Consider the following 20,887-nt stretch of genomic DNA (forward strand, 5'->3'; position numbering starts at 1 on the left):
AGGTTCAGCAGGACTCTGCCGCCCACGTTTCTCTTTCTTCAATATTCAATTGTCAAAGAACAGACATCGCAGACGCGAGGTCGTGGCCCGTACGCTTGTGGCTCGGGGCCGTTCGAGTGTCGCTCACGCGGCTCTCTTGAATTTCACAGAGGGCAGATCTAGAAGCGAACTTCTTCGTCGCCAGCGGCGCGCCGCCCTCGTTGGTGAGGCGTATATAGTCGGCAGGCGTCCAAAGTGTCAACAACGATTTCGGTCTTTTTTGAATTTTTTGCGACGAAAGATTGCGGTGCCGACTTTCGGTAGCCGACTTCCGCGGCGGCATGGGGATAACAAAGCCGACTACCACCACGGAGCCCTATTGCCGCCGTATTGCGGTTTGACACCAAGGCCAACGAGCAGGCGCATGCACCACCGGCACGGCGCCCTTGTAAAAGACTGTAAGAGAGTCACTAAGAGAGAAGTATGACTGGGGATCTCGCCCGAAGCCAGGCGCTTCGTTGACTTCGCCCGCCGTGACAGGCAAATGTCATGGCCACAACAAAAGCGACAAGCCGTCCCGCCCGGGGAAGAAGCAGCCTTTCTGGATGCCAGATACGGAAAATGTCATAGCCGAACTCGGCAACGAGCCGCCGCTGATTGCGGACGGTCGCAGTGGCCCGCCTGACCGGCGCGAGGTTTCGGCACGCTGGCTGTCGGGCACTTTTCTGACGGGCGTGACGTCGAGCGTGCTGATGGGCGTGGCACTGTTCGCGGCCCTTGACGGCCGTCAGCAATTGGCAACGCCGCCCGAAATCGCCGAACTGATCAGCCTTGCAAGAGGCGACGATTCCGGCGAGATCGCCAAGACCACCAGGCTGGTAGCGCCGCGCCAGATCGCCAAGGCCAAGGACCGACGGCGCATGGAAGTGTCGATGGTGACCAAGGTCGGCGACCGCGACGTCATCCACACCATGCCTTTCGTGCAGATCAAGATGGCGCTTGCCGCCGGGCACGCGACCAGCCGCGCCTATCCGCCTTTCAACCCGATGCAGGTGTTTGGTGACGACCGCGACGGCAATGTCGGTCAGCCGGCGACCGCCGCCGCCGGCCAGATCTATGGCGCCAAGGTCGAAAGCGAGATGAGCCTGAAGACGGTCGATTTCCCGATCGAGTCGGCGGCCTTCGACGAAAAGAGTGACTTGTCCGCCGACGAGGTGGAAAAGGTGGTGCGCCAGGCCGGCACGGGTCTGAGCGACGGCGCCGTGCAGGTCGCGTCGCTGCATTATGTCGACCCGCAGCGATTCGGCGATGCGTTCGCTGAGAGCATGGCCGGCTCCTACGACGTCAGGATCGTCCCGGAAAACGTCTCGGTGTCGCCACGTGCTGCCCCCGACGATCAGGCGCCGGCTTTCGCCGAGGAGATCATCCCCTTCACCAGGGACCGCAACATCGTCGAGGCCTTCGCCGATTCGGGCTATACCGGCGAGGACGCCACCGGCATGGCCGACGCGATCGCCAAATTGCTGAATGCGACAGCACTCAAGGCGGGAACCGTGCTGCGCGTCGGCCTCGAGGTCCATGGCGACGCAGCCAAGGTCGTTCGCACCGGCATCTACGACAGGGCTCAGCATATCGTCACCATCGCGCTCGATGATCACGGCCAATATGTGCCGGCGCAGGAGCCGGAGCCCAATCCCGAATTGCTGACCGCGTTCGACGATTCGCCGCCGGTGGTGGTGCGCGGCAATCTGCCGAACGTCTATGATGGCATCTATCGCGCCGCCTACTCCTACGGCATGTCCAAGGCGATGACCAAGCGGCTGATCAAGCTCCTGGCGTCCGGTGTTGATTTCCAGTCGCGGCTCAATCCGTCGGACCGCATCGAGGTGCTGTTCTCGCAGCCGGACGGCGACGACCGGGCATCCGACGAATCCGAGCTGCTCTATGTCTCGGCGAGCTTCGGCGGCACGACGCGCAATTTCTACCGGTTCCAGATGCAGGACGGCAGCACCGACTATTTTGACGAGGACGGCCGCAGCGCCCAGCAGTTCCTGCTGCGCAATCCCCTGCCCGCGGGAAAATTTCGCTCCGGCTTCGGTGCCCGCAGGCATCCGATCCTCGGCTATGTGCGCATGCACACCGGCGTCGATTGGTCAGCCTCCATCGGCACGCCGATCATCGCCGCCGGCAATGGTGTCGTCGAGAAGGCCGGCTGGGCCGGCGGCTATGGCAAACAGATCATTATCCGCCACGCCAATGGCTACGAGACCTCCTACAATCACCAGAGCGCTTTTGCCAAAGGCATCGCGCCGGGCGTCCGCATCCGCCAAGGCCAGACCATTGGCTTTCTCGGCCAGACCGGCCTCGCCACCGGTCCGCATCTCCACTACGAGCTGATCGTCAACGGCACCAAAGTCGATCCGATGCGTGTTCGCCTGCCGGTCGGCAAGGTGCTGAAAGGCGACGACCTCGTCGCCTTCAAGCGGGAGCGCGGGCGCATCGATGAACTGCTCAAACAGGAAGACAGTGATTCGCTGAAGGTCGCGAGCGCCAAGATCGAAGGCTGAGCTGATCTTGGAGCCTTCCGGGCACCTCAGCTCTGCCGAGTCTCAGATCCACGCGGCCATGGCAGTCGCTCACCGGAAACAGTCATCCACGCCACGATCGCCGAGAGCAGGCAAAGCAGCGCGGTCGCCAAGGCGACGGCCGCGAAGCCTGCGTCGCTGGCGGCAAGCCTTGCTGTATCGAGATCCGGCGCCAGGCCCGCCGGCGCCGGTTCGCCGAAACCCGGAATGCCGGATGCGGCACCGGTGTTCAGCGCTGCCGCATAGACCCAGGCCGCCAATGACCCCATCGCCGCCACCGCGATCAGGCCGCCGATGCGCGAGACGGCATTGTTGATTCCCGAAGCAGCGCCCGTATCCTTGTCCTCGACCGCCGTCATCACCGCCGTCGACAGCGGCGACACGACCAGCGCCATGCCGAGCCCCATCAGCGCCATCAGCGGAAACACTCCCCACCAGAAACTGTGGATGCCGGCATAGGCCAGCAAGGCAAGGCCGGCAAAGGCGGCAGCGACGACAAGACTGCCGCTGGCGATCGGAAAACGCGGACCGATCCGGTCGGACCACTGGCCGACCGGCCCTGACAACAGCGCGATCAATACCGACAGCGGCAGGAAGATGAAGCCGACCTCGGCCGCGCTCAGCCCCCATCCGGCGATCAGCAGCATCGGCAGATAGAACAGGTTGGCCGACAGTGCGAAATAGAGAAAGAAGGTCGCCACATTGGCGCCGGCGAAAGCGCCGACCCGAAACAGCGAGAGATCGATCATTGGTTCGCGCTGCCGGCGCTCGAAGACGATGAACACGATGAGCAGCACCGCGCCGGCGGCGATGCTCGGGCCGGACATTTGCCCCTCGCCTTCGCTGCTCATCGAAGTCAAGCCGTAGGCAAGCGCGCCGAACGCCAAGGTGGCGAGGGCAGCGCCACCGAGATCGAGGCTGCGCTTTTCCGTCGGTGCGTCGGCCGGGACCTTGGCGAGCAGAAGGTAGATCGAGACAAGTCCGAGCGGCAGATTGATCGCGAAGATCGCCCGCCAGATGGCGTCGCCGAAGGCCGACAAGACAACGCCGCCCAGCACCGGGCCAAGCGCCGTCGTCAGCGCCGAGGCCGCCGCCCAGATGCCGATCGCCCTGCCGCGCTCCTTCTTCGGATAGGCCTTGGCGATAATGGCGAGGCTGCCCGGCACCATGATGGCGGCGCCGATTCCCTGAATGGCGCGAAACGCAATGAGCACCGGCGGGTTCGGCGCCACCGCGCAGGCAAGCGAGGCGGCAATGAACAGCGCGATGCCTGCCACGAAAGCATGCCGCAGGCCAAAACGGTCGCCGGCGGCGCCGCCGACAAGGATGAGAGCCGACAGCGTCAGCGCATAGGAATTTGAAATCCACTGCGCCTCGGCGAAACTGGCGCCAAGATCGACGCGGATCGCCGGCGTGGCGATGGCCAGGATCGAACCGTCGATGAAGCCAAGCGCAGAAGCCAGGATCGCCGCGATCAGCACGAACCTGCGCCGCGATTGCGGGCAAAACGCATCGGCTCGAAGAGAGCCGGTCAGGGAGATGGCAGCGGCTTCGCTTGGAGACTTCATGCAGCCTGCTTAGACCTCCGAGCTGACGGCAACAACCGGCCAGAGGATTGCTGTCGTTGAACCCAGAACAGGATCGGGACCTTTATGGCACCGACCACGGCTCCTTCACGATGGCGCTCACTCGATGAATTCCACCGTGACGCCCGGCGACACGATTTTTGCCAGTTCGCGCGCGTCCCAATTGGTCAGCCGCACGCAGCCATGGCTTTCGGTCTTACCAATCTTGGAGGGATCGGGTGTGCCGTGAATGCCGTAGGTCGGCTTGTCCAGCGCAATCCAGACCGAGCCGACGGGGCCGTTCGGGCCCGGCGGGATGGTCAGGATCTTGTTGTTTTCGCCCTGCTTGAAATTGATGTTCGGATTGTAGGTGTAGTTCGGATCTAACGCGACCCGCGACACCGCATGCGTGCCGGTGGGCGAAGGGGTGTCCGCCGAGCCGATGGTGGCCGGATAGGCCGCGATCAGCTTGCCCGACGCGTTATAGACGCGGACCTGCTTCTTGCCCTTGTCGGCGATGATGCGCGCCACCGGCTCCGCCACCAGCCTGCCGAAATTGGCGACCTTGATGATCGTGCCGGGACGGTTGAAATTGGCTTCCGGATTGAGCGCCTTCAGATAGTTCTCGTCCATATGGAACCGCTCGGCCAGCGCTTCGGTGACGGAGGTGTAGCTCAGCCGGTCGAGCTGCGCCTTCTGGCCGTAGTCTTCCGGCACCGAGGCGACATAGGGACCGGCCGCATCCTCGGGCGTGATGCTGTAGGAGGCGAAGGCATCGCCGCCGGATTGCTCAAGGGCTGCCTGGATGCCGACCATATCGGTCGACCGCAGATTGCTGCCGGTGATCTCATTGTAGGCGGCGAGCGCCTTGTCGACATTCGAGCCGAAGCGCCCGTCGACGACGCCGGGCGAAGCGCCGGCGCGGTCGAGCAGCACTTGCAACGCAGCAACATCCTGGCGTGCACCGAGTGAAAGCGACGGATCAGTGACGGTCTTGCCGCCGATCTTTGGCGGCAGTGCCGCCTGGTCGCCTGGCGCCGTCGGCTCGACCGGTTCGATCGAAGCCTCATCGAGCGGCTGGCGCTTGACGGTGCGCGGCTTTATCGGCTGAGGCGCTTCCGGAAAATCGTTGCCATAGCTGCCGTCATCGCGCGGTGCTTCGGGAAAAGCTTCCACCGAATTGTCGCTGTAGGGATCGTATTCGTCGACCGGCGGTATGACTTCGTCGACCGGCGGTATGACGATCAGGCCTTCCTCCTCCAATTGCCTGCGGCGCAAGCGCGCCGCGTCTTCCGGATCGTCGAGATAATACCGATCATCCTCGACCGGTCCGAGATTGCGCAAGCGCTCGCGGCGGAGCGCGCGGCGGTCGAACCTGGTCTGCGGCGGCTGGATGGCGAGGACCTGGCCGGTTTCCACATCGACGATGACGCGGTTTCCTCTGGCGTCGTAGTAGACGTCGAAATCGCCGTTCTGGGCGACCAGCACACCACCGGCATCGGCCGCACGGGCAGGTCGCGGCGCGATGTCTTCCGTCGGCGCGGCGATCGCGCTCGAAGAAAGCAGCCCGGCGGCGAGCGCCGAAAGGGTGAAGATCGTGCGGAACATGTTGGCCAAATTCTCCGGTCCGTAATTGCCGCCGCCCGGCGTTATCTTTTTAGAGCGCCGCGCGCCCGTTCGGACGCAAGGACGCTCCAACACTCAAGATCTCCCGCATCATGCTTTCCGAAAATCGAATTCGATTTTCGGGCCTATGCGGCAGGCGAACCCCTTCGCCAGCAAATCAGTTGCCGACCATAAGGTTCCAACATGAACCGGGCATGAAGATGGCGGATTTCTGGCGGTGGCGGCAACATAATTAGCAGGTGGCGAGTCCCAATTCCTTGCGCGCCTGCTTCGTCAGCTTGAGCACGACAAGGCGGTGGCTTTCGCGCAGATAGTCCTTCAGCGCGTCATCGTCCATGCTTTGGCTTGTCTGGCGCTGGATCCATTTCATGCCGCGTGAGGCAAGATAGGGCGCTGGCCGAAGGCCCGGCTGTTCCTTCAAGATGTCATAAGCGATGTCGGAGCATTTGAAGGTGACGAACGGCTCCTTGCCCTCGCTCCAACCGCCGATCGCAAAGACCTTGGCTCCTACCTTCCAGACATGGGCGCCGCCCCACTGGATGACATGCCTCGTCGACGGCAGCGAGGCGCAGAAGCTGTTATAATCATCCAGCGTCATCTACGCCCCGCCGTTTAGTGTTTAATTTATGTGGCGGCCCCGAATCAGGCCGCCGCTTCGGTCGCCACGACCGTCGGCTTCGAGCGGAAGTTCAACCGGTCGGAACCTGCCGTGACCTTGACGGTCGAATTGTCGAGGATGTCGCCGAGCAGGATCTTCTCCGCCAGCGGATCCTGCAGGTCCTTCTGCATCACCCGCTTCAGCGGCCGCGCGCCATAAGCCGGATCGTAGCCCTTGGCCGCCATCCAGTCGATCGCTTCCTGGTCCAGCGAAAGCGTGATCTTGCGATCGACGAGCAGGTTTTCCAGCCGCTTGAGCTGGATTTCGACGATGCGGCCCATATCCTGCCGGCGCAGCCGGTGGAACAGGATCACCTCGTCGACGCGGTTGAGGAACTCCGGCCGGAACGACGCCCTGACGACGCTCATCACCTCGTCGCGCACGACATCGACGTCTTGGTCCTCGCCGAGATTGACCAGATATTCGGCACCGAGGTTCGACGTCATGATGATCAGCGTGTTGCGGAAATCGACCGTGCGGCCCTGCCCGTCGGTCAGACGGCCGTCGTCGAGCACCTGCAGCAGCACGTTGAACACGTCCGGATGCGCCTTCTCGATCTCGTCGAACAGCACGACCTGGTAGGGCCGGCGCCGCACCGCTTCGGTCAGCGCGCCGCCTTCCTCATAGCCGACATAGCCGGGAGGCGCGCCGATAAGCCGGGCGACCGAGTGCTTCTCCATGAATTCCGACATGTCGATGCGCACCATGGCGCTCTCGTCGTCGAACAGGAAGCTGGCCAGCGCCTTGGTCAGTTCGGTCTTGCCGACGCCCGTCGGTCCGAGGAACATGAACGAGCCGATCGGCCGGTTCGGATCCTGCAGGCCGGCGCGGGCACGGCGAACGGCTTTCGACACGGCCTGCACCGCCTCGCCCTGGCCGACGACGCGCTTGCCGATCTCGTCTTCCATGCGCAGCAGCTTGTCACGCTCGCCTTGCAGCATCTTGTCGACCGGAATGCCGGTCCAGCGCGACACGATATGGGCGACGTGATCGGGGGTGACCACCTCTTCGACCATGCCGGCCTTGCCGTCTTGTGCCTCGGCCTGCGTCAGCTTCTTTTCGAGCTCCGGGATCTTGCCATAGGCAAGCTCGCCGGCGCGCTGGAATTCACCCTTGCGCTGGGCAATGGCGAGCTCGTTGCGCGCCTCATCGAGCTGTTTCTTCAGGTCGGCGGCGAGCCCGAGCTTCTGCTTCTCGGCCTGCCACTTCGAAGTGAGTTCGGTCGATTCCTCTTCCAGAGCGGAAAGGTCCTTTTCGAGGCGGGCGAGCCGGTCCTTCGACGCGTCGTCCTTCTCGACCTTCAGCGCCTCTCGCTCGATCTTGAGCTGCATGATGCGGCGATCGATCTCGTCGAGCGCTTCGGGCTTCGAATCGACCTGCATCCGGAGCCGCGACGCGGCCTCGTCGACAAGGTCGATGGCCTTGTCCGGCAGGAACCGGTCGGCGATATAGCGGTTGGACAGCGACGCTGCCGCGACCAGCGCCGAATCCGAGATGCGCACCTTGTGGTGCTGCTCGTATTTTTCCTTCAGGCCGCGCAGGATGGAGACGGTGTCTTCGACGGTCGGCTCATTGACGAAGACCGGCTGGAAGCGGCGGGCAAGGGCGGCGTCCTTCTCGACATGCTTGCGATATTCATCGAGCGTCGTCGCGCCGACGCAGTGCAGTTCGCCGCGTGCCAGTGCCGGCTTCAGAAGGTTCGACGCATCCATGGCGCCATCCGCCTTGCCGGCGCCGACCAGCGTGTGCATCTCGTCGATGAACAGGATGATGCCGCCGGCGGCAGCGGTAACTTCCGAAAGGACCGCCTTCAGCCGCTCCTCGAATTCGCCGCGATATTTGGCACCGGCGATCAGCGACCCCATATCGAGCGCCATCAACTGCTTGTCCTTGAGCGATTCCGGCACGTCGCCGTTGACGATGCGCAACGCCAGCCCTTCGGCGATCGCCGTCTTGCCGACGCCGGGTTCACCGATCAGCACCGGATTGTTCTTGGTGCGGCGCGACAGCACCTGGATGGTGCGGCGGATCTCGTCGTCGCGGCCGATGACCGGGTCGAGCTTGCCGGCGCGGCCGTCGGCGGTGAGGTCGCGCGCGTACTTCTTCAGCGCATCATAGCCCTGCTCGGCGCTCGCCGAATCGGCGGTGCGACCCTTGCGGACGTCGTTGATCACCTGGTTCAGCGCCTGTGGCGTCACGCCGGCCTTGGTGAGGATATCGGCGGTCTTGGCGGATTTCTCGACCGCCAGCGCCGTCAGCAGCCGCTCGACCGTGACGAAGCTGTCGCCGGCCTTCTTGGCCAGTTCCTCGGCGGTCGAAAACACCTTGGCCAGCGGCTGCGCCAGATAGAGCTGGCCGTTGCCGCCTTCCACTTTGGGCATTGCCTCAAGTGCCGTCTCGACGCCAAGCTTGACGTCGCGGACGCTGCCGCCGGCGCGCTCGATCAACGACGCGGCCAAGCCCTCATCGTCGTCGACAAGCACTTTCAATATATGTTCGGGGGTGAACTGCTGGTGGTTACGCGAGAGCGCCAAGGTCTGCGCGGACTGGATGAAGCCGCGCACGCGCTCGGAATATTTTTCAAGGTTCATATCTGTCTCCTTCCGTCACCGGCCCGCTTTGCGGCACCGGATCAGATTGCGGTGACGGACCCGCTCGTTCGAGCCGGGTCCTGTTCACGCGAGATATGGGGCACAAGCCACGGACCCTCAAGACGTGCCGATAATGGTGGACGGATAATATTCCGCGGGCGCACAAAATAAAAACGGCGGAGATTTCTCTCCGCCGTTCAAGAATGTCTGAGGCCTTGCTCGATCAGTTGTTGACGTCGATGATGGCGGGCTCGCCGCCAGCGTCTTCCGCCGGCGCTGCATTCCCTTTATCGGCGCCAGCATTGTCGTTACCGCCATCCACCTGCTCAGCATTGACGCGCGGACGGCGCGGACGCCTGGGGCGGCGGACAGCGCCGCTTTCGGCGGCTGCTTCGTTCATCTCGGCCTGGGCAGCGAGAGCCGCCGGCGAAAAGCTTCCGAACTGCGGCGCAGGTTCTGCCACAGAAACAGGCTCGACCGGAGACACAGTTTCCGCCTGTACGGGCGTCTCGTTCTGTACCGGAGTCTCGTTGCGCCGGCTCTGATCGCCGCGCCGGTTCTGATCGTCGCGTTGTCCGCCCTGCTCGCCGCGCGCACCATACTCGCCGCGCTGGCCGTAGCCGCCATTAGGGCGACGGTCGCGATGGCGGCCACCATTGTTGTCGCGCCCACCAGTATCGCGCCCACCGTTGTCGCGATTATCGCGCGCCAACTCGGCCGGCGTGCTGTCGATGACCGGCTGCGGGCCGGCACCATGGTTGACCACCGGAGCCGCAGTCTCACCGACATTGCTGTTGCCGGCATTGTCGAACTCGTCGCGATCTTCGTCGCCGTCATCGTCGAAATCGTCGCGATTCTGCTGAGCGCTCTGGATCGGTAGCTGCGCCTGCGCGGCAGCGATGATGCGATTGTAGTGCTCGGCGTGCTGGAGATAGTTTTCCGCCATCACCCGGTCGCCGGAGCTTTGCGCGTCACGGGCAAGGGTTGCGTATTTTTCGGCGATCTGCTGAGCCGATCCGCGGATCTTCACATCCGGACCGTTGCTCTCGTAGTTGCGCGTCAGGGGATTTGGGCCTTTGCGGTTGTTGTTGTTATTGCCGCCGCCATTGTTGTTGCGACCGCGCATGCGCCTGTTCTGCTGTTGTGGCCTCATTCGACTCTCTTCATTTTGAAATTTTCGAAAACTTTTTCACGAACGGAGGCGCTCATGCAGCCAGCCGTTTCGTCTCTTCACCGGCGTTCGCCCGCATCGATTGCGTTGGCGCCACGTGTCATCCTGTTCCGGTTACATCAACTTGCCGGACGATTCCCGCACGAAGCTTGGGCGTCGTTTGCGCAAGAAGGCAGCTATTTCCAAGGAAACCGAATCGCTAAGAGCACTGCCTGCTTCGTCTCATCCGGTTAAGGCGACCCTAGCCGCATTCCCCGGCCTTGCCAAGCGCTTTTTTTGCACTGCATCAAGGCTTTGTCAGTTCAAAGATCAGAACCCTGTCGTTTCCGCCAAAGTCGCGGAATACCCCCGCCGGCGTATAGCCGGCTGCGGAGAATATGTCCGTGACCTCTTTGCGTTGGGTGTGGCCGATCTCGACCGCAATCCTGCCCTCGGCTTCCAAAAAACCTGCCGCCGCGGCGGCGATGATCCTGTAGGGACTCAGACCGTCCACGCCGCCATCGAGGGCTTGGCGTGGATCGAAATCGCGGACTTCGTCCTGCAGATTTTCAATGTCTATGGATGCTATATAGGGAGGGTTAGCGGCAATTACATGGTATCGACCAAAAACTTTTTCGAACCAGTCGGATTTGAGCACCTGGAACCGGTCGGCAAACCCCAATTCCCTGGCATTGCGCATGGCGGTTACCAGCGCGCCTTGCGAAATATCGACACCGGTAGCGACCGCCGCCGGAACGGCGCTGAGCAGCGCCAGCGCGATGGCGCCGGTGCCGGTGCCGAGATCGAGGATGCGGCACTCGCCTTGCCGTTCCGCTGTCGCCTTAACGAAAGGCAGCACCGCTTCGACCAGCGTTTCGGTGTCCGGTCGCGGCTCCAGCGTTTCCGGTGACAGCGACAGGCGCAAGCCATAGAACTCGCGATAGCCGAGGATGCGATGCACCGGCTCACCGGCGATCCGCCGCCTCAAGGCTGCATCGATCGCGCCAACCGCGCGCGCATCGACCGTGCATTCGGGATCGGCGATGGCTTGTGTGCGGGTCGTGCCGGAAAGATGTTCGACGATCAGCCTTGCATCCAGCGCCGGATCGACGACTGCGGCCGCGGCAAGGCGTGCCCTCGCCGCTTTCAGCAGCGGCCCGAGCGTCCCGGGCAGACTGTCAGCCATCTAGACCGATATCGGCAAGCAGCCTCGACTGGTGATCGGCGACCAGCGCGTCGACGATCTCGTCGAGTTCGCCCATCATCACCCGGTCGAGCTTATAGAGCGTCAAATTGATGCGATGGTCGGTGACGCGGCCCTGCGGGAAATTATAGGTGCGGATGCGCTCCGAGCGATCGCCCGAACCGACCTGCGATTTGCGCGATTCGGAGCGTTCCTCGTCAGCCTTGCTGCGCTCGAGGTCGTAAAGCCTGGCGCGCAGGATCTGCATGGCTTTCGCCCGGTTCTGGTGCTGCGACTTCTCCGCCTGCACCACCATGATGCCGGTCGGCAGATGGGTGATGCGCACCGCCGAATCGGTGGTATTGACATGCTGGCCACCCGAACCCGAGGCGCGCATCGTGTCGATGCGGATGTCTTCGGCCCTGATGTCGATGTCGACCTCTTCCGCTTCGGGCAGCACCGCAACCGTCGCCGCCGAGGTATGGATACGCCCGCCGGCCTCGGTCGCCGGCACGCGCTGCACACGATGCACACCGGACTCGAATTTCAGATGGGCAAAGACCCCCCTGCCCGAAATGGTGGCGATGATTTCCTTGTAGCCGCCGACCTCGCCCTCGCTGGCCGACACCGTTTCGAAACGCCAGCCGCGTGCCGCAGCGTAGCGTTCGTACATGCGAAACAGGTCGCCGGCGAAGAGAGCCGCCTCGTCGCCGCCGGTGCCGGCGCGGATTTCGAGGATCGCATTCTTGTCGTCGGCGGCATCCTTGGGCAGAAGCAGGATTTGGATGTCCTTCTGCAGCGCTTCGATGCGTCCCCTGACCTCGGGCAGATCGGCCTCGGCCAATGCCCGCATTTCGGCATCGGTGCTTTTGTCGGCGAGCATCGCCTGCAAGTCGGCCTGTTCATCCTCAGCGGTGCGCAGCGCCCTGATCTTTGCCACCATCTCCTGGATGTCGGCATACTCCGACGCCATCTTGACATAGGCGTCCGCCGCCGGTCCGGCCGACATCTGCGCTTCGAGCATGTCGAAACGCTTGACGACTTGATCCATACGGTCGCGGGGCAGGTTGATCATGGCGAAAGTCTATAACGGAATGGAGCGGTCGTCGGCAAAGGCTTGCAGCAGCGCCCGCATCGGCAACCCCTGGGCCGGCGCCATGAGGTTGTCGTCAAAGAACGTCTCCAGTTCGGCCAGTGGCAGTTCCGTCAGCATCGCCTTGACCGGACCGATCGAAGCCGGCGACATAGAGATCGACCGGTAGCCAAGGCCGATCAGCGCCATCGCCGAGATCGGCTTGCCGGCCAGTTCGCCGCACAAGGTCACCGGGGTTTGATTGCGCACCCCGGCGTCGGCAATCTGCTTCAGAACGCGCAGGAACGGCGTCGACAGCGCATCGAAACGGTCGGAGAGCTGCGTGTTGCCACGATCGACCGCCATGACGAACTGGAACAGATCGTTCGAGCCGACCGAGACGAAATCGACGGCCTTCATCAGTTCGTCGAGCTGGAACAGCAGCGACGGCACTTCCAGCATGGCTCCGAGCTTCAGGCTGGTCGGCAGATGATGGGCAAAACGCGACAGATGCCGCACCTCGCGATCGATGATTTCGCGCGCCTGTGCGATCTCGCCGAGCTCCGTCACCATAGGCAGCATCAGCTTCAGTTCACGCCCACCGCAGGCCTTCAGAAGCGCGCGGATCTGGGTGCGCAGCAGGCCCGGGCGGTCGAGCGTCAAGCGGATGGCGCGCCATCCGAGCGCCGGGTTCTCTTCCTGGATCGTATCCTTGAAGTAGGGCAGCACCTTGTCGCCGCCGATATCAATGGTGCGGAAGGTCACCGGCTTGCCGCGCGCCGCGTCGAGCACGTCGCGGTAGAGCCGTTCCTGCGCTTCTGCGCGAGGAAAGGTCGAGGCGACCATGAATTGCAGCTCGGTGCGGAACAGGCCGATACCGGCGGCGCCAGCCTCGGCAAGCTGAGGCAGATCGACGGCCAGGCCCGCATTCATCAAAAGGTCGACCTGGACGCCGTCCTTGGTCACTGACGGCTTCTTGCGCAGTTCGCGGTAGACCTCCTGCCGCCGCGCCCGAAAGCGGACCTTTTCGGCATAGGCGGCTTCGAGGTCGGGCTGAGGGCGCAGATGGATCGCGCCTTCCTCGCCGTCGACAATGATGGCGTCGCCGTTTTCCGCCATGGAAACGGCGCCCCTCATCTGGCCCGCGACCGGTATGCCCATGGCCCGCGCCACGATAACGACATGGCTGGTCGCCGCGCCGTCCTCGAGCACCAGCCCGCGCAGCTTGTCTCTGGGATAGTCGAGCAGTTCGGCGGCCCCCATCGAGCGGGCGACGATGATGGCGTCCTTCGGCAGCGAGGCCGCGACATCGTCCGGCCCGCGTCCCATCAGCTGGCGCAGCAACCGGTTGGCGAGATCGTCGAAATCGCTCATCCGCTCGCGCAGATACGGATCGGTCATGTGCAGCATGCGGGCACGCATGTCGCTCTGCACTTTTTCCACCGCCGCTTCCGCCGTCAGGCCGTTGCGGATCGCCTCTTCCAGCCGGCGCACCCAGCCGCTGTCGTTGGCGAACATGCGATAGGCTTCGAGCACCTGGCGGTGCTCGCCCTCGAAAGCGACTTCGCGGCGTTCCAGCATATCGTCGATGGAGAGCCGGAGCGAACCGAGGGATGTATCGAGCCGCCTGATCTCCTCATCGCTGTCCTCGTTGAACAGATTGGTGACGACGATGCGCGGCTCGTGCAGCACAACATGACCAAGCCCGACGCCCTCGTTGAAGGACAGGCCGGTAAAACTCACCGGGCGGCGCAGGTCGAGTTCGAGCCCGGGCCGGGTCAGCCGGGCAAGGTCGCCGGTGGCGATCATCTCGGCGATCACCATCGCCGTCGTTTCCAGCGCCTCGACCTCGTCGTCGCGGTAGTGGCGCATGGTCTTGTTCTGGACGACCAGCACACCGAGCGTGCGCCCTGCCCTGAGCACCGGCACGCCGAGGAAGGAATTGTAGATCTCTTCCCCCGTCTCCGGCAGGTAGGCGAAGGCTGGATGTTCCTGCGCGTTGGAGAGATTGAGCGGTCGTGCTGAGGCCGCGATCGTGCCGACGAGGCCTTCCCCCAGCCTGAGCTGCGCCAGATGGACGGCGTTCGGGTTCAGACCCTCGGTGGCATAGAGTTCGAGCACCGAATCGGCGCGCAGCACATAGAGCGAGCACACCTCGGCGACCATGTTGGCGGCGATATCACGCACGATACGGTCGAGCCGCTCCTGCGGCTCCAGCGGCTCCTGCATGAGCTCGCGGAGCCGTTTCAGCAAAACGCGCGGGCCACTGGCCGTATCACGCATCGCGGCTTGTTCTCCAATGGACATTTTGCCCGCCGCAGTTTCTCCCGCGGCCGGCGCTCACGCAACAACTCAATTAGAGCGCCGTGCGTCCACCTGGACACCAAAGGACGCTCTGAGACTTTCGATCTGCTGCATCGTGCTTTCCGAAATCGGCTCCGATTCTCGGGGCCATGCAGTCTGCTACTGCTTATCCAGACCGTAGACGGAATGCAAAGTGCGAACCGCAAGTTCGGTGTAGGGACCGTCGATCAGGATCGAAATCTTGATCTCGGAGGTCGTGATCGCGCGGATGTTGATCGCCTTGTCGGCCAGCGCCTTGAAGGCGGTGGCGGCGACGCCGGCATGGCTCCTCATGCCGATGCCGATGACCGAGACCTTCGACATGCCGGCTTCCGACTGCACGACGTCATAGCCGATCGTGGTCTTCAGCCGCTCGAGCACGGCAAGCGCCTTGTCGACATCGCCGGACGGCACGGTAAAGGTCATGTCGGTGAACTTGCCGTCCTCGGAAATGTTCTGGACGATCATGTCGACATTGATGTTGGCTTCGGCCAACGGCCCGAAAATGCCGGCGGCGACGCCCGGCCGGTCGCCGACACGGCGCAATGAAATCTGCGCTTCGTCCTTGGCGTAGGCAATTCCGGTGACGACCTGCTGTTCCACGATCTCTTCCTCGTCGCAAATAAGCGTTCCGGGCGGATTGAGCAAATCCCCCATTCCGGGCGCATCGGGATCGTCGAAGGACGACCGCACGAAAGTACGCACCCTGTGCACCATGGCAAGCTCGACCGAGCGTACCTGCAGGACCTTGGCGCCGAGCGAGGCCATTTCAAGCATTTCCTCGAAGGAAATCTTGGCCAGCCGCCGCGCTTTCGGCTCGATGCGCGGGTCGGTGGTGTAGACCCCGTCGACATCGGTGTAGATGTCGCAGCGGTCGGCCTTGACCGCCGCCGCGATGGCGACAGCACTGGTGTCGGAGCCGCCGCGGCCGAGCGTCGCGATGCGGTTGTCCGGCCCGATGCCTTGGAAGCCGGCGACCACGGCCACTTGGCCCTCGCCGAAGCGCTTGATCAGGAATGCGCCGTCGATGTCGAGAATGCGCGCCGCGCCATGCGCATTGTCGGTCTTGATGGGGATCTGCCAGCCTTGCCAGGAACGGGCATGGACGCCCATATTCTGCAGCGCGATCGCCAGCAGGCCGGCAGTCACCTGCTCGCCGGAGGCGACGACGACGTCATATTCGCGTGCATCATGCATGGGCGAGGCTTCGCGCGTCCACTGCACGAGCTCGTTGGTCTTGCCGGCCATCGCCGAGACGACCACCGCGACCTCATGGCCGGCATCGACCTCGCGTTTGACATGGCGCGCCACATTGCGGATGCGGGCGATGTCGGCGACGGAGGTTCCGCCGAATTTCATCACGATGCGCGCCATGGAAGCGAAATGCCTTTGACTGGGTGCCGGAGCGGCTGCCGAAAAACGGAAAGGGAGCGTCCAGCTGGGCCGGTCGCTGAATTCGCGGCCTCCTTAGCCAAATGCTTTGGGTTTCGCAAGGCGTGCCGCCGGTTGCAGCTGGCGACGAAGGCGACACACGAGCGCAGCAGCGCGTGCCCGCATGCCTGTCGCATAGGCGTAACGGCAACAGGCGAAATTTGCTGCCTTGACATTCGCTGGCTCTCGACCGACTTCCTAGCGCACCAGAGCGCGATCAGCAAAAGTGGTATCCGGTTTTGCGCTCGATCGCGCTCTGAACTTTTGAGTCTGCGGGAGACCACACGATGCCAGAACCCCGACGATCGACGATCGATGCCGGAGAAGTGGAGCGCTTTTCCGCCCTTGCCGCCGAATGGTGGAATCCGAACGGCAAATTCCGCCCGCTGCACAAGTTCAATCCGATCCGGCTTGCCTATATACGCGACCAGGTGGCGGCGCGCTTCGGCCGCGACCCGCGTGCGGCGCGGCCGTTCGAGGGCCTGCGCTTCCTCGACATCGGCTGCGGCGGCGGACTGTTGTGCGAGCCGATGGCGCGGCTTGGCGCCGAAGTGCTCGGCGCCGACGCATCCGCCACCAACATCGAAGTGGCCAAGCTGCATGCGGCGGAGGTCGGCGTGACGGTGGATTACCGTGCCACGACGGCGGAGGATCTGGCTGACGCCGGCGAGAAGTTCGACGTCATCCTCAACATGGAAGTGGTCGAGCATGTTGCCGACATCGACCTGTTCGTGGCCAAATGCGGCGAGATGCTCAAGCCCGGCGGCATCATGTTCGTTGCCACCATCAACCGCACGCTGAAGGCGCTGGGCCTGGCCATCATCGGCGCCGAATATGTGCTGCGCTGGTTGCCGCGCGGCACCCACCAGTTCGGCAAGCTGGTGCGGCCAGACGAGCTGGAAAAGGCGCTTGCCGGTGCTGGCCTGACCATCATCGACCGCACCGGCGTCGCCTACAATCCGCTCGCCGACCGCTGGCAGCGGTCGAAGGACATGGACGTCAACTACATGGTGCTGGCGGAGAAGGCACCCGCCTGAAGCTTCTCAGAGGCTGTCTGGAAAGTCGCTCCGGCGAGTCATATGGTGGTGGTTTCGAGAACCGAAGCGGAGCGGACATTTGGGTCCGTGAGTATCGGAAGCGCAGAAAACGCCAGCAGATGGCCGCCGGAGTAGAGTTTCCAAACAGTCTCTCACGCCGCCACCTTCTCGCCGGCCTGGCTTTGCGCCTTTGTGGTGATCTGGCTTTGTGCTTTGGTGGTGATGAACACACCGGCGATGATGATGGCTGCACCCGCCCAGGTCAGCAATCGATAGTGCTCGCCGAGAAACATAGTGCCGGCAAACAACCCGACCGCAGCCGCGACATAGCCGATCTGGCTGAGATAGACCGGGCCACCGACCGCCTGCAGCCGGAAGAAGAAGGCGAACATCGCCGCGGCTGACGCGACCTGCCCGACGACCACCAGCGGCACGCCGCCGAGCAAGGAGAGCGAACCGCCGCCCTGCAGCGTGAAGATGCCGCAAAGAAGCAGCGTAGCCGATGCCAGATGGCTGCCGACGGCAAGCTCGATCGGTCCGGTCCCTTGGGGCCAGTCGACCGTGCGGTAGATGTTGCCGGCGGCAAGGCTGACCGGGATGAGCAGCCCCACCGCCACCCAGAAAAATTCGGCCGGCTGGCCGGCCTCGCCGCGCGTCACCGCCACCATCACAGCACCAAGGAAGCCGACGGCAATGCCGACGACACCAAGCAGGTTGGGGCGCCGGACGCCGAGCAGGATCGAAAACACCAGTGTGACCACCGGCGACAGCGTGAACATGATACCGGTGTAGCCGGCGCCGAGATGCGGAATGGCCGAGAACATCAAGAGATTGGGGAAGGCATAGGACACTGCCGCGGTGACGAAGAAGTAGCGCAGCTTGTGCAGGGTGAGCCGGATGCGCTGCCCGCGCAGCAGCAGGACGCACAAAAGCACGCTGCCGGCGCCGAGCGAGATGACGAGGGCCCAGACCATGGCCGAAATGCCGGCCGCCGTGGCGATCTTGCCGAACGGCAGCGTCAGGCCGAGCAGGCCGCCGGTGACGACCAAAAGACCGAGCGCTGAATCCCAGAGAAATTTCATAACGAACCTTTATGTCTTTGCGGCTCTTGGCCAGCACCGTGTCTTGAGCTAAGATAATGCAGAGATTCTTAACGTCAAGATATTTAACGGTGAGATAGATGGATCGCGCGGCGAAGGCGATCGAGCAGTGGAAAAGAGAACGGCCGGATTTGGACGTTTCGCCGATGGCCGTGCTTGGACGGTTGAGCGAAGCCTCGTCGCTGATAGCACGAGAACGCCTCGCTCCGCTGTTTGCGCGTTTCGGACTGCAGACCGGGGAATTCGATGTGCTGGCGACGCTGCGTCGTTCCGGATCACCTTACGCGCTGACGCCAACCGCTCTCTACGAAGCGACGATGGTGACATCGGGCGCCATGACCAACCGGCTCGACCGACTTGAGAAATCCGGGTTGATTATGCGTAGGCCGCATCCCAACGACCGGCGCGGAATTGTCGTGCAGCTGACCGGAAAAGGTCTGGCATTGGTCGATGAGGCGGTCGCCGCCCACGTCGCCAACGAACACGAGATACTTTCGGGCCTAACACGCCAGGAGCAAGATACACTTGCTCTCCTGCTTGAGAAGTTGATAGGGAGCGCCAGCTAGTGGCGGCCGGCAGGCAACGCCAGCTATGCGACCGCCTTTGCCACCATGTCCGGATGCTGGCCAATCACCCGCACATAGGCGATGGCGAAATCCGGCGCGGTCGCCCGCGCCTGTTCCCAATCGCGCAGCGTGCCGACCGGGACCCGAAAGCGGCTGGCGAACTCGGCTTGCGACAGGCCAAGCCCAGTCCTCGTCCTGCGGATCAGGCGGGCGCGCTGGCCCCGGTCCAGTGCTTCGGCCGTCACGTCGAAATCTTCGGCGTCGGTCGGGTCAGCAGGCAGCGTGATGTGCTCTTTCTTCACCCCTGTTGCTCCTTCTTACCGAGATGAAGCGAGGCACGTCGCCCCGCCAGACGAAAACGCCGGTGAACAGCTTCTCCCGACGAAACCGACCACCTTGAACCGTTCCTCGCCGTCAATCTCGCGGATCGAGGGGATAATCAGGTGGTTGTCGTCCGCAAAAATCCGGTCGCCAAAGGCCAGCGGAAGCTTGTGCTTTTCGCGGTTGACCGCATCCTTGGCGGGGTCGAACCTGTCTTCCGTCATGAGGCTCGACTATACGGGATTCCCGTATTGGACGCAACCCTTTATCCGCTCGTGGGCTGAAATCGGTTTTAGGATTTTACGACAGAACGGCAGCTATGCAGATTTTGCGAAGCGGAATTCCGCCCGGTACCAACCGTCACACCAGTCCGTCAGTTACGATCCTCAGGAAATACCGGCACCGGCGTGAATTCGACGCCGTCCTCGACTAGGCTCTTGGCCTCCTCCAGCGTCGCCTCGCCATAAATGCCGCGCGGATCGCTCTCGCCGAAATGGATCTTGCGCGCCTCCTCGGCAAACTTGTCGCCGACATAGTCGGCGTTCTCGCGCACCTTCTCGGCCATCGCCTTCAATTGCGCCAGCGCCTGCTTCTGGGCCTCGCCCATGGCGAGCGCGATCTTTTCTCGGCTGCGCCCGGTGGAGACGGCCGGCGCCATCAACGCCTTCTCGACCTTGTGCGAGCCGCAGGTCGGGCAATCGACGAAGCCACGCTTCTTCTGGGTGTCGAAATCGTCGTTGCCGCGAAACCAGCCTTCGAATTCGTGCTCGTGCTCGCAGATCAGGGAAAACCGGATCAAGATGCTGCACCCCTGAGACTTTGCGCCTCGCCCGAACTGACGTTGACGGCAAAATCCCGCGCATTCTTCAGGTTTGGGATCTTCTTGCGCGCGGCGGCCGACTGCGCCGGGTCGATCTCGGCGATGATCACCGCCGGCTCGTCATGCGCCGCTTCGGCGACGATGCGGCCCCACGGATCGACGATCAGCGAATGGCCATAGGTCTCGCGGCCGTCCTCGTGCAGTCCGCCTTGCGCCGCGGCGACGACATAGGCACCGTTCTCGATGGCGCGTGCCCTGAGCAGCACATGCCAGTGCGCCTCGCCGGTCTGGCGGGTGAAGGCGGCGGGCACCGAAAGCAGGTCGGCGCCGGCCAGCGCCTCGGCGCGGAAGAGCTGCGGAAAGCGCAGATCGTAGCAGACGGCGAAACCCAGCCTCGCACCATCGATCCCGGCGCCGCTGATCTCCGTAACGACGGCCTCGGTGCCCGGCTCATAGGCGGCGGATTCGCGCCAGCTCTCGCCATTGTCGAGATCGACGTCGAACATGTGGATCTTGTCGTAGGTGGCAATCGTGGCGCCATCCGGCCCGAACAGAAGCGCGCGGTTGGCGAGCTTGCCGTCGGCGCGCAGGATGGCGGTCGAGCCGATATGCAGGAAGACGCCAAGTTCTTTCGCCAACTTGCGCGAGGTCGAGACGATGATGTCCTTGTCCTCGGACGTGAACGAGGCGGCCCGCGCCTGGCTGTCGCGGATCAGCGCACCGGTCATTTCCGGTGACTGGATATAGGTCGCGCCCTGACCCGCGGCCTCGCGCACCAGCCGTTCCAGATCGACCGCGTTGCGCTCGGGGCTGGTGCCCGAACGCATCTGGATCGCCGCCGCCTTAAAAGCACCCATAGT

17 protein-coding genes are annotated in these 20,887 nt (G+C 63.4%); 3 read left to right on the forward strand and 14 right to left on the reverse strand.

Annotated features, from left to right (window positions below):
- Positions 1–584 precede the first annotated feature (584 nt).
- On the forward strand, positions 585–2,546 hold the full coding sequence (locus AC0L25_RS09560) for a M23 family metallopeptidase (protein ID WP_473595266.1): 1,962 nt from the start codon (positions 585–587) through the stop codon (positions 2,544–2,546).
- A 26-nt stretch (positions 2,547–2,572) separates the two neighbouring features.
- On the opposite strand, the gene AC0L25_RS09565 is transcribed toward AC0L25_RS09560, so the two are convergent.
- The 9 genes from AC0L25_RS09565 to AC0L25_RS09605 all read right to left on the reverse strand — a co-directional run bounded on the left by AC0L25_RS09565 (position 2,573) and on the right by AC0L25_RS09605 (position 16,126).
- A complete protein-coding gene (locus tag AC0L25_RS09565; protein ID WP_473595267.1) occupies positions 2,573–4,132 on the reverse strand; it encodes an MFS transporter in 1,560 nt (519 codons plus the stop codon).
- Between the two features lie 117 nt (positions 4,133–4,249).
- Positions 4,250–5,737 carry a L,D-transpeptidase family protein gene (locus AC0L25_RS09570; protein ID WP_473595268.1) on the reverse strand — a complete coding sequence of 496 codons (1,488 nt, stop codon included), beginning with the start codon at positions 5,735–5,737 and terminating at the stop codon, positions 4,250–4,252.
- A gap of 250 nt (positions 5,738–5,987) precedes the next feature.
- On the reverse strand, positions 5,988–6,353 hold the full coding sequence (locus AC0L25_RS09575) for an MmcQ/YjbR family DNA-binding protein (RefSeq protein ID WP_473595269.1): 366 nt from the start codon (positions 6,351–6,353) through the stop codon (positions 5,988–5,990).
- A 44-nt stretch (positions 6,354–6,397) separates the two neighbouring features.
- On the reverse strand, positions 6,398–9,004 hold the full coding sequence (gene clpB / locus AC0L25_RS09580) for an ATP-dependent chaperone ClpB (RefSeq protein ID WP_473595270.1): 2,607 nt from the start codon (positions 9,002–9,004) through the stop codon (positions 6,398–6,400).
- A gap of 223 nt (positions 9,005–9,227) precedes the next feature.
- On the reverse strand, positions 9,228–10,157 hold the full coding sequence (locus tag AC0L25_RS09585) for a DUF4167 domain-containing protein (RefSeq protein WP_473595271.1): 930 nt from the start codon (positions 10,155–10,157) through the stop codon (positions 9,228–9,230).
- Positions 10,158–10,461: 304 nt separating this feature from the next.
- Complete coding sequence (gene prmC / locus AC0L25_RS09590; RefSeq protein WP_473595272.1) at positions 10,462–11,340, reverse strand: peptide chain release factor N(5)-glutamine methyltransferase; 879 nt, start codon at positions 11,338–11,340, stop codon at positions 10,462–10,464.
- On the reverse strand, positions 11,333–12,412 hold the full coding sequence (gene prfA / locus AC0L25_RS09595; RefSeq protein WP_473595273.1) for a peptide chain release factor 1: 1,080 nt from the start codon (positions 12,410–12,412) through the stop codon (positions 11,333–11,335). The genes prmC and prfA overlap by 8 nt, the downstream gene beginning before the upstream one ends.
- A gap of 9 nt (positions 12,413–12,421) precedes the next feature.
- On the reverse strand, positions 12,422–14,692 hold the full coding sequence (gene ptsP / locus AC0L25_RS09600) for a phosphoenolpyruvate--protein phosphotransferase (RefSeq protein ID WP_473595274.1): 2,271 nt from the start codon (positions 14,690–14,692) through the stop codon (positions 12,422–12,424).
- 180 nt (positions 14,693–14,872) lie between these two features.
- On the reverse strand, positions 14,873–16,126 hold the full coding sequence (locus AC0L25_RS09605) for an aspartate kinase (protein WP_029348549.1): 1,254 nt from the start codon (positions 16,124–16,126) through the stop codon (positions 14,873–14,875).
- 344 nt (positions 16,127–16,470) lie between these two features.
- Between AC0L25_RS09605 and ubiG the strand changes: the two genes are divergently transcribed.
- Complete coding sequence (gene ubiG / locus AC0L25_RS09610) at positions 16,471–17,220, forward strand: bifunctional 2-polyprenyl-6-hydroxyphenol methylase/3-demethylubiquinol 3-O-methyltransferase UbiG (protein ID WP_123149161.1); 750 nt, start codon at positions 16,471–16,473, stop codon at positions 17,218–17,220.
- A gap of 152 nt (positions 17,221–17,372) precedes the next feature.
- On the opposite strand, the gene AC0L25_RS09615 is transcribed toward ubiG, so the two are convergent.
- Positions 17,373–18,302 (reverse strand): DMT family transporter, encoded by a 930-nt coding sequence (locus tag AC0L25_RS09615; protein ID WP_473595275.1) that lies wholly within the window; start codon positions 18,300–18,302, stop codon positions 17,373–17,375.
- 98 nt (positions 18,303–18,400) lie between these two features.
- On the opposite strand from AC0L25_RS09615, the gene AC0L25_RS09620 reads away from it, so the two are divergent.
- Complete coding sequence (locus AC0L25_RS09620; protein ID WP_473595276.1) at positions 18,401–18,886, forward strand: MarR family winged helix-turn-helix transcriptional regulator; 486 nt, start codon at positions 18,401–18,403, stop codon at positions 18,884–18,886.
- 23 nt (positions 18,887–18,909) lie between these two features.
- Here AC0L25_RS09620 and AC0L25_RS09625 read toward each other — a convergent pair whose 3' ends face one another.
- The 4 genes from AC0L25_RS09625 to AC0L25_RS09640 all read right to left on the reverse strand — a co-directional run bounded on the left by AC0L25_RS09625 (position 18,910) and on the right by AC0L25_RS09640 (position 20,884).
- Positions 18,910–19,188: a helix-turn-helix domain-containing protein gene (locus AC0L25_RS09625; RefSeq protein ID WP_027153345.1), complete on the reverse strand. Its 279-nt coding sequence runs from the start codon at positions 19,186–19,188 to the stop codon at positions 18,910–18,912.
- Positions 19,189–19,203: 15 nt separating this feature from the next.
- A complete protein-coding gene (locus AC0L25_RS09630) occupies positions 19,204–19,431 on the reverse strand; it encodes a BrnT family toxin (protein ID WP_473595277.1) in 228 nt (75 codons plus the stop codon).
- 149 nt (positions 19,432–19,580) lie between these two features.
- Positions 19,581–20,006, reverse strand: coding sequence for a DUF1178 family protein (locus AC0L25_RS09635; protein WP_473595278.1), 426 nt, complete (start codon positions 20,004–20,006; stop codon positions 19,581–19,583).
- Positions 20,003–20,884, reverse strand: a complete 882-nt coding sequence (locus AC0L25_RS09640) for a carbon-nitrogen hydrolase family protein (RefSeq protein WP_473595279.1) — start codon at positions 20,882–20,884, stop codon at positions 20,003–20,005. Before AC0L25_RS09640 ends, AC0L25_RS09635 begins: the two co-directional genes overlap by 4 nt.
- Positions 20,885–20,887 lie beyond the last annotated feature (3 nt).

This window comes from Mesorhizobium sp. WSM4813 (assembly GCF_055811555.1).

Excerpts from the sequence above, each read along its gene's own strand:
- ptsP (WP_473595274.1), bottom strand. The coding sequence starts at position 14,692 with ATGCGTGATACGGCCAGTGGCCCGCGCGTTTTGCTGAAACGGCTCCGC.
- AC0L25_RS09585 (WP_473595271.1), bottom strand. The coding sequence starts at position 10,157 with ATGAGGCCACAACAGCAGAACAGGCGCATGCGCGGTCGCAACAACAAT.
- AC0L25_RS09630 (WP_473595277.1), bottom strand. The coding sequence starts at position 19,431 with ATGACGGAAGACAGGTTCGACCCCGCCAAGGATGCGGTCAACCGCGAA.
- AC0L25_RS09565 (WP_473595267.1), bottom strand. The coding sequence starts at position 4,132 with ATGAAGTCTCCAAGCGAAGCCGCTGCCATCTCCCTGACCGGCTCTCTT.
- prfA (WP_473595273.1), bottom strand. The coding sequence starts at position 12,412 with ATGATCAACCTGCCCCGCGACCGTATGGATCAAGTCGTCAAGCGTTTC.
- AC0L25_RS09570 (WP_473595268.1), bottom strand. The coding sequence starts at position 5,737 with ATGTTCCGCACGATCTTCACCCTTTCGGCGCTCGCCGCCGGGCTGCTT.
- AC0L25_RS09560 (WP_473595266.1), top strand. The coding sequence starts at position 585 with ATGCCAGATACGGAAAATGTCATAGCCGAACTCGGCAACGAGCCGCCG.
- AC0L25_RS09575 (WP_473595269.1), bottom strand. The coding sequence starts at position 6,353 with ATGACGCTGGATGATTATAACAGCTTCTGCGCCTCGCTGCCGTCGACG.
- AC0L25_RS09615 (WP_473595275.1), bottom strand. The coding sequence starts at position 18,302 with ATGAAATTTCTCTGGGATTCAGCGCTCGGTCTTTTGGTCGTCACCGGC.
- ubiG (WP_123149161.1), top strand. The coding sequence starts at position 16,471 with ATGCCAGAACCCCGACGATCGACGATCGATGCCGGAGAAGTGGAGCGC.
- clpB (WP_473595270.1), bottom strand. The coding sequence starts at position 9,004 with ATGAACCTTGAAAAATATTCCGAGCGCGTGCGCGGCTTCATCCAGTCC.
- AC0L25_RS09605 (WP_029348549.1), bottom strand. The coding sequence starts at position 16,126 with ATGGCGCGCATCGTGATGAAATTCGGCGGAACCTCCGTCGCCGACATC.
- AC0L25_RS09620 (WP_473595276.1), top strand. The coding sequence starts at position 18,401 with ATGGATCGCGCGGCGAAGGCGATCGAGCAGTGGAAAAGAGAACGGCCG.
- prmC (WP_473595272.1), bottom strand. The coding sequence starts at position 11,340 with ATGGCTGACAGTCTGCCCGGGACGCTCGGGCCGCTGCTGAAAGCGGCG.
- AC0L25_RS09640 (WP_473595279.1), bottom strand. The coding sequence starts at position 20,884 with ATGGGTGCTTTTAAGGCGGCGGCGATCCAGATGCGTTCGGGCACCAGC.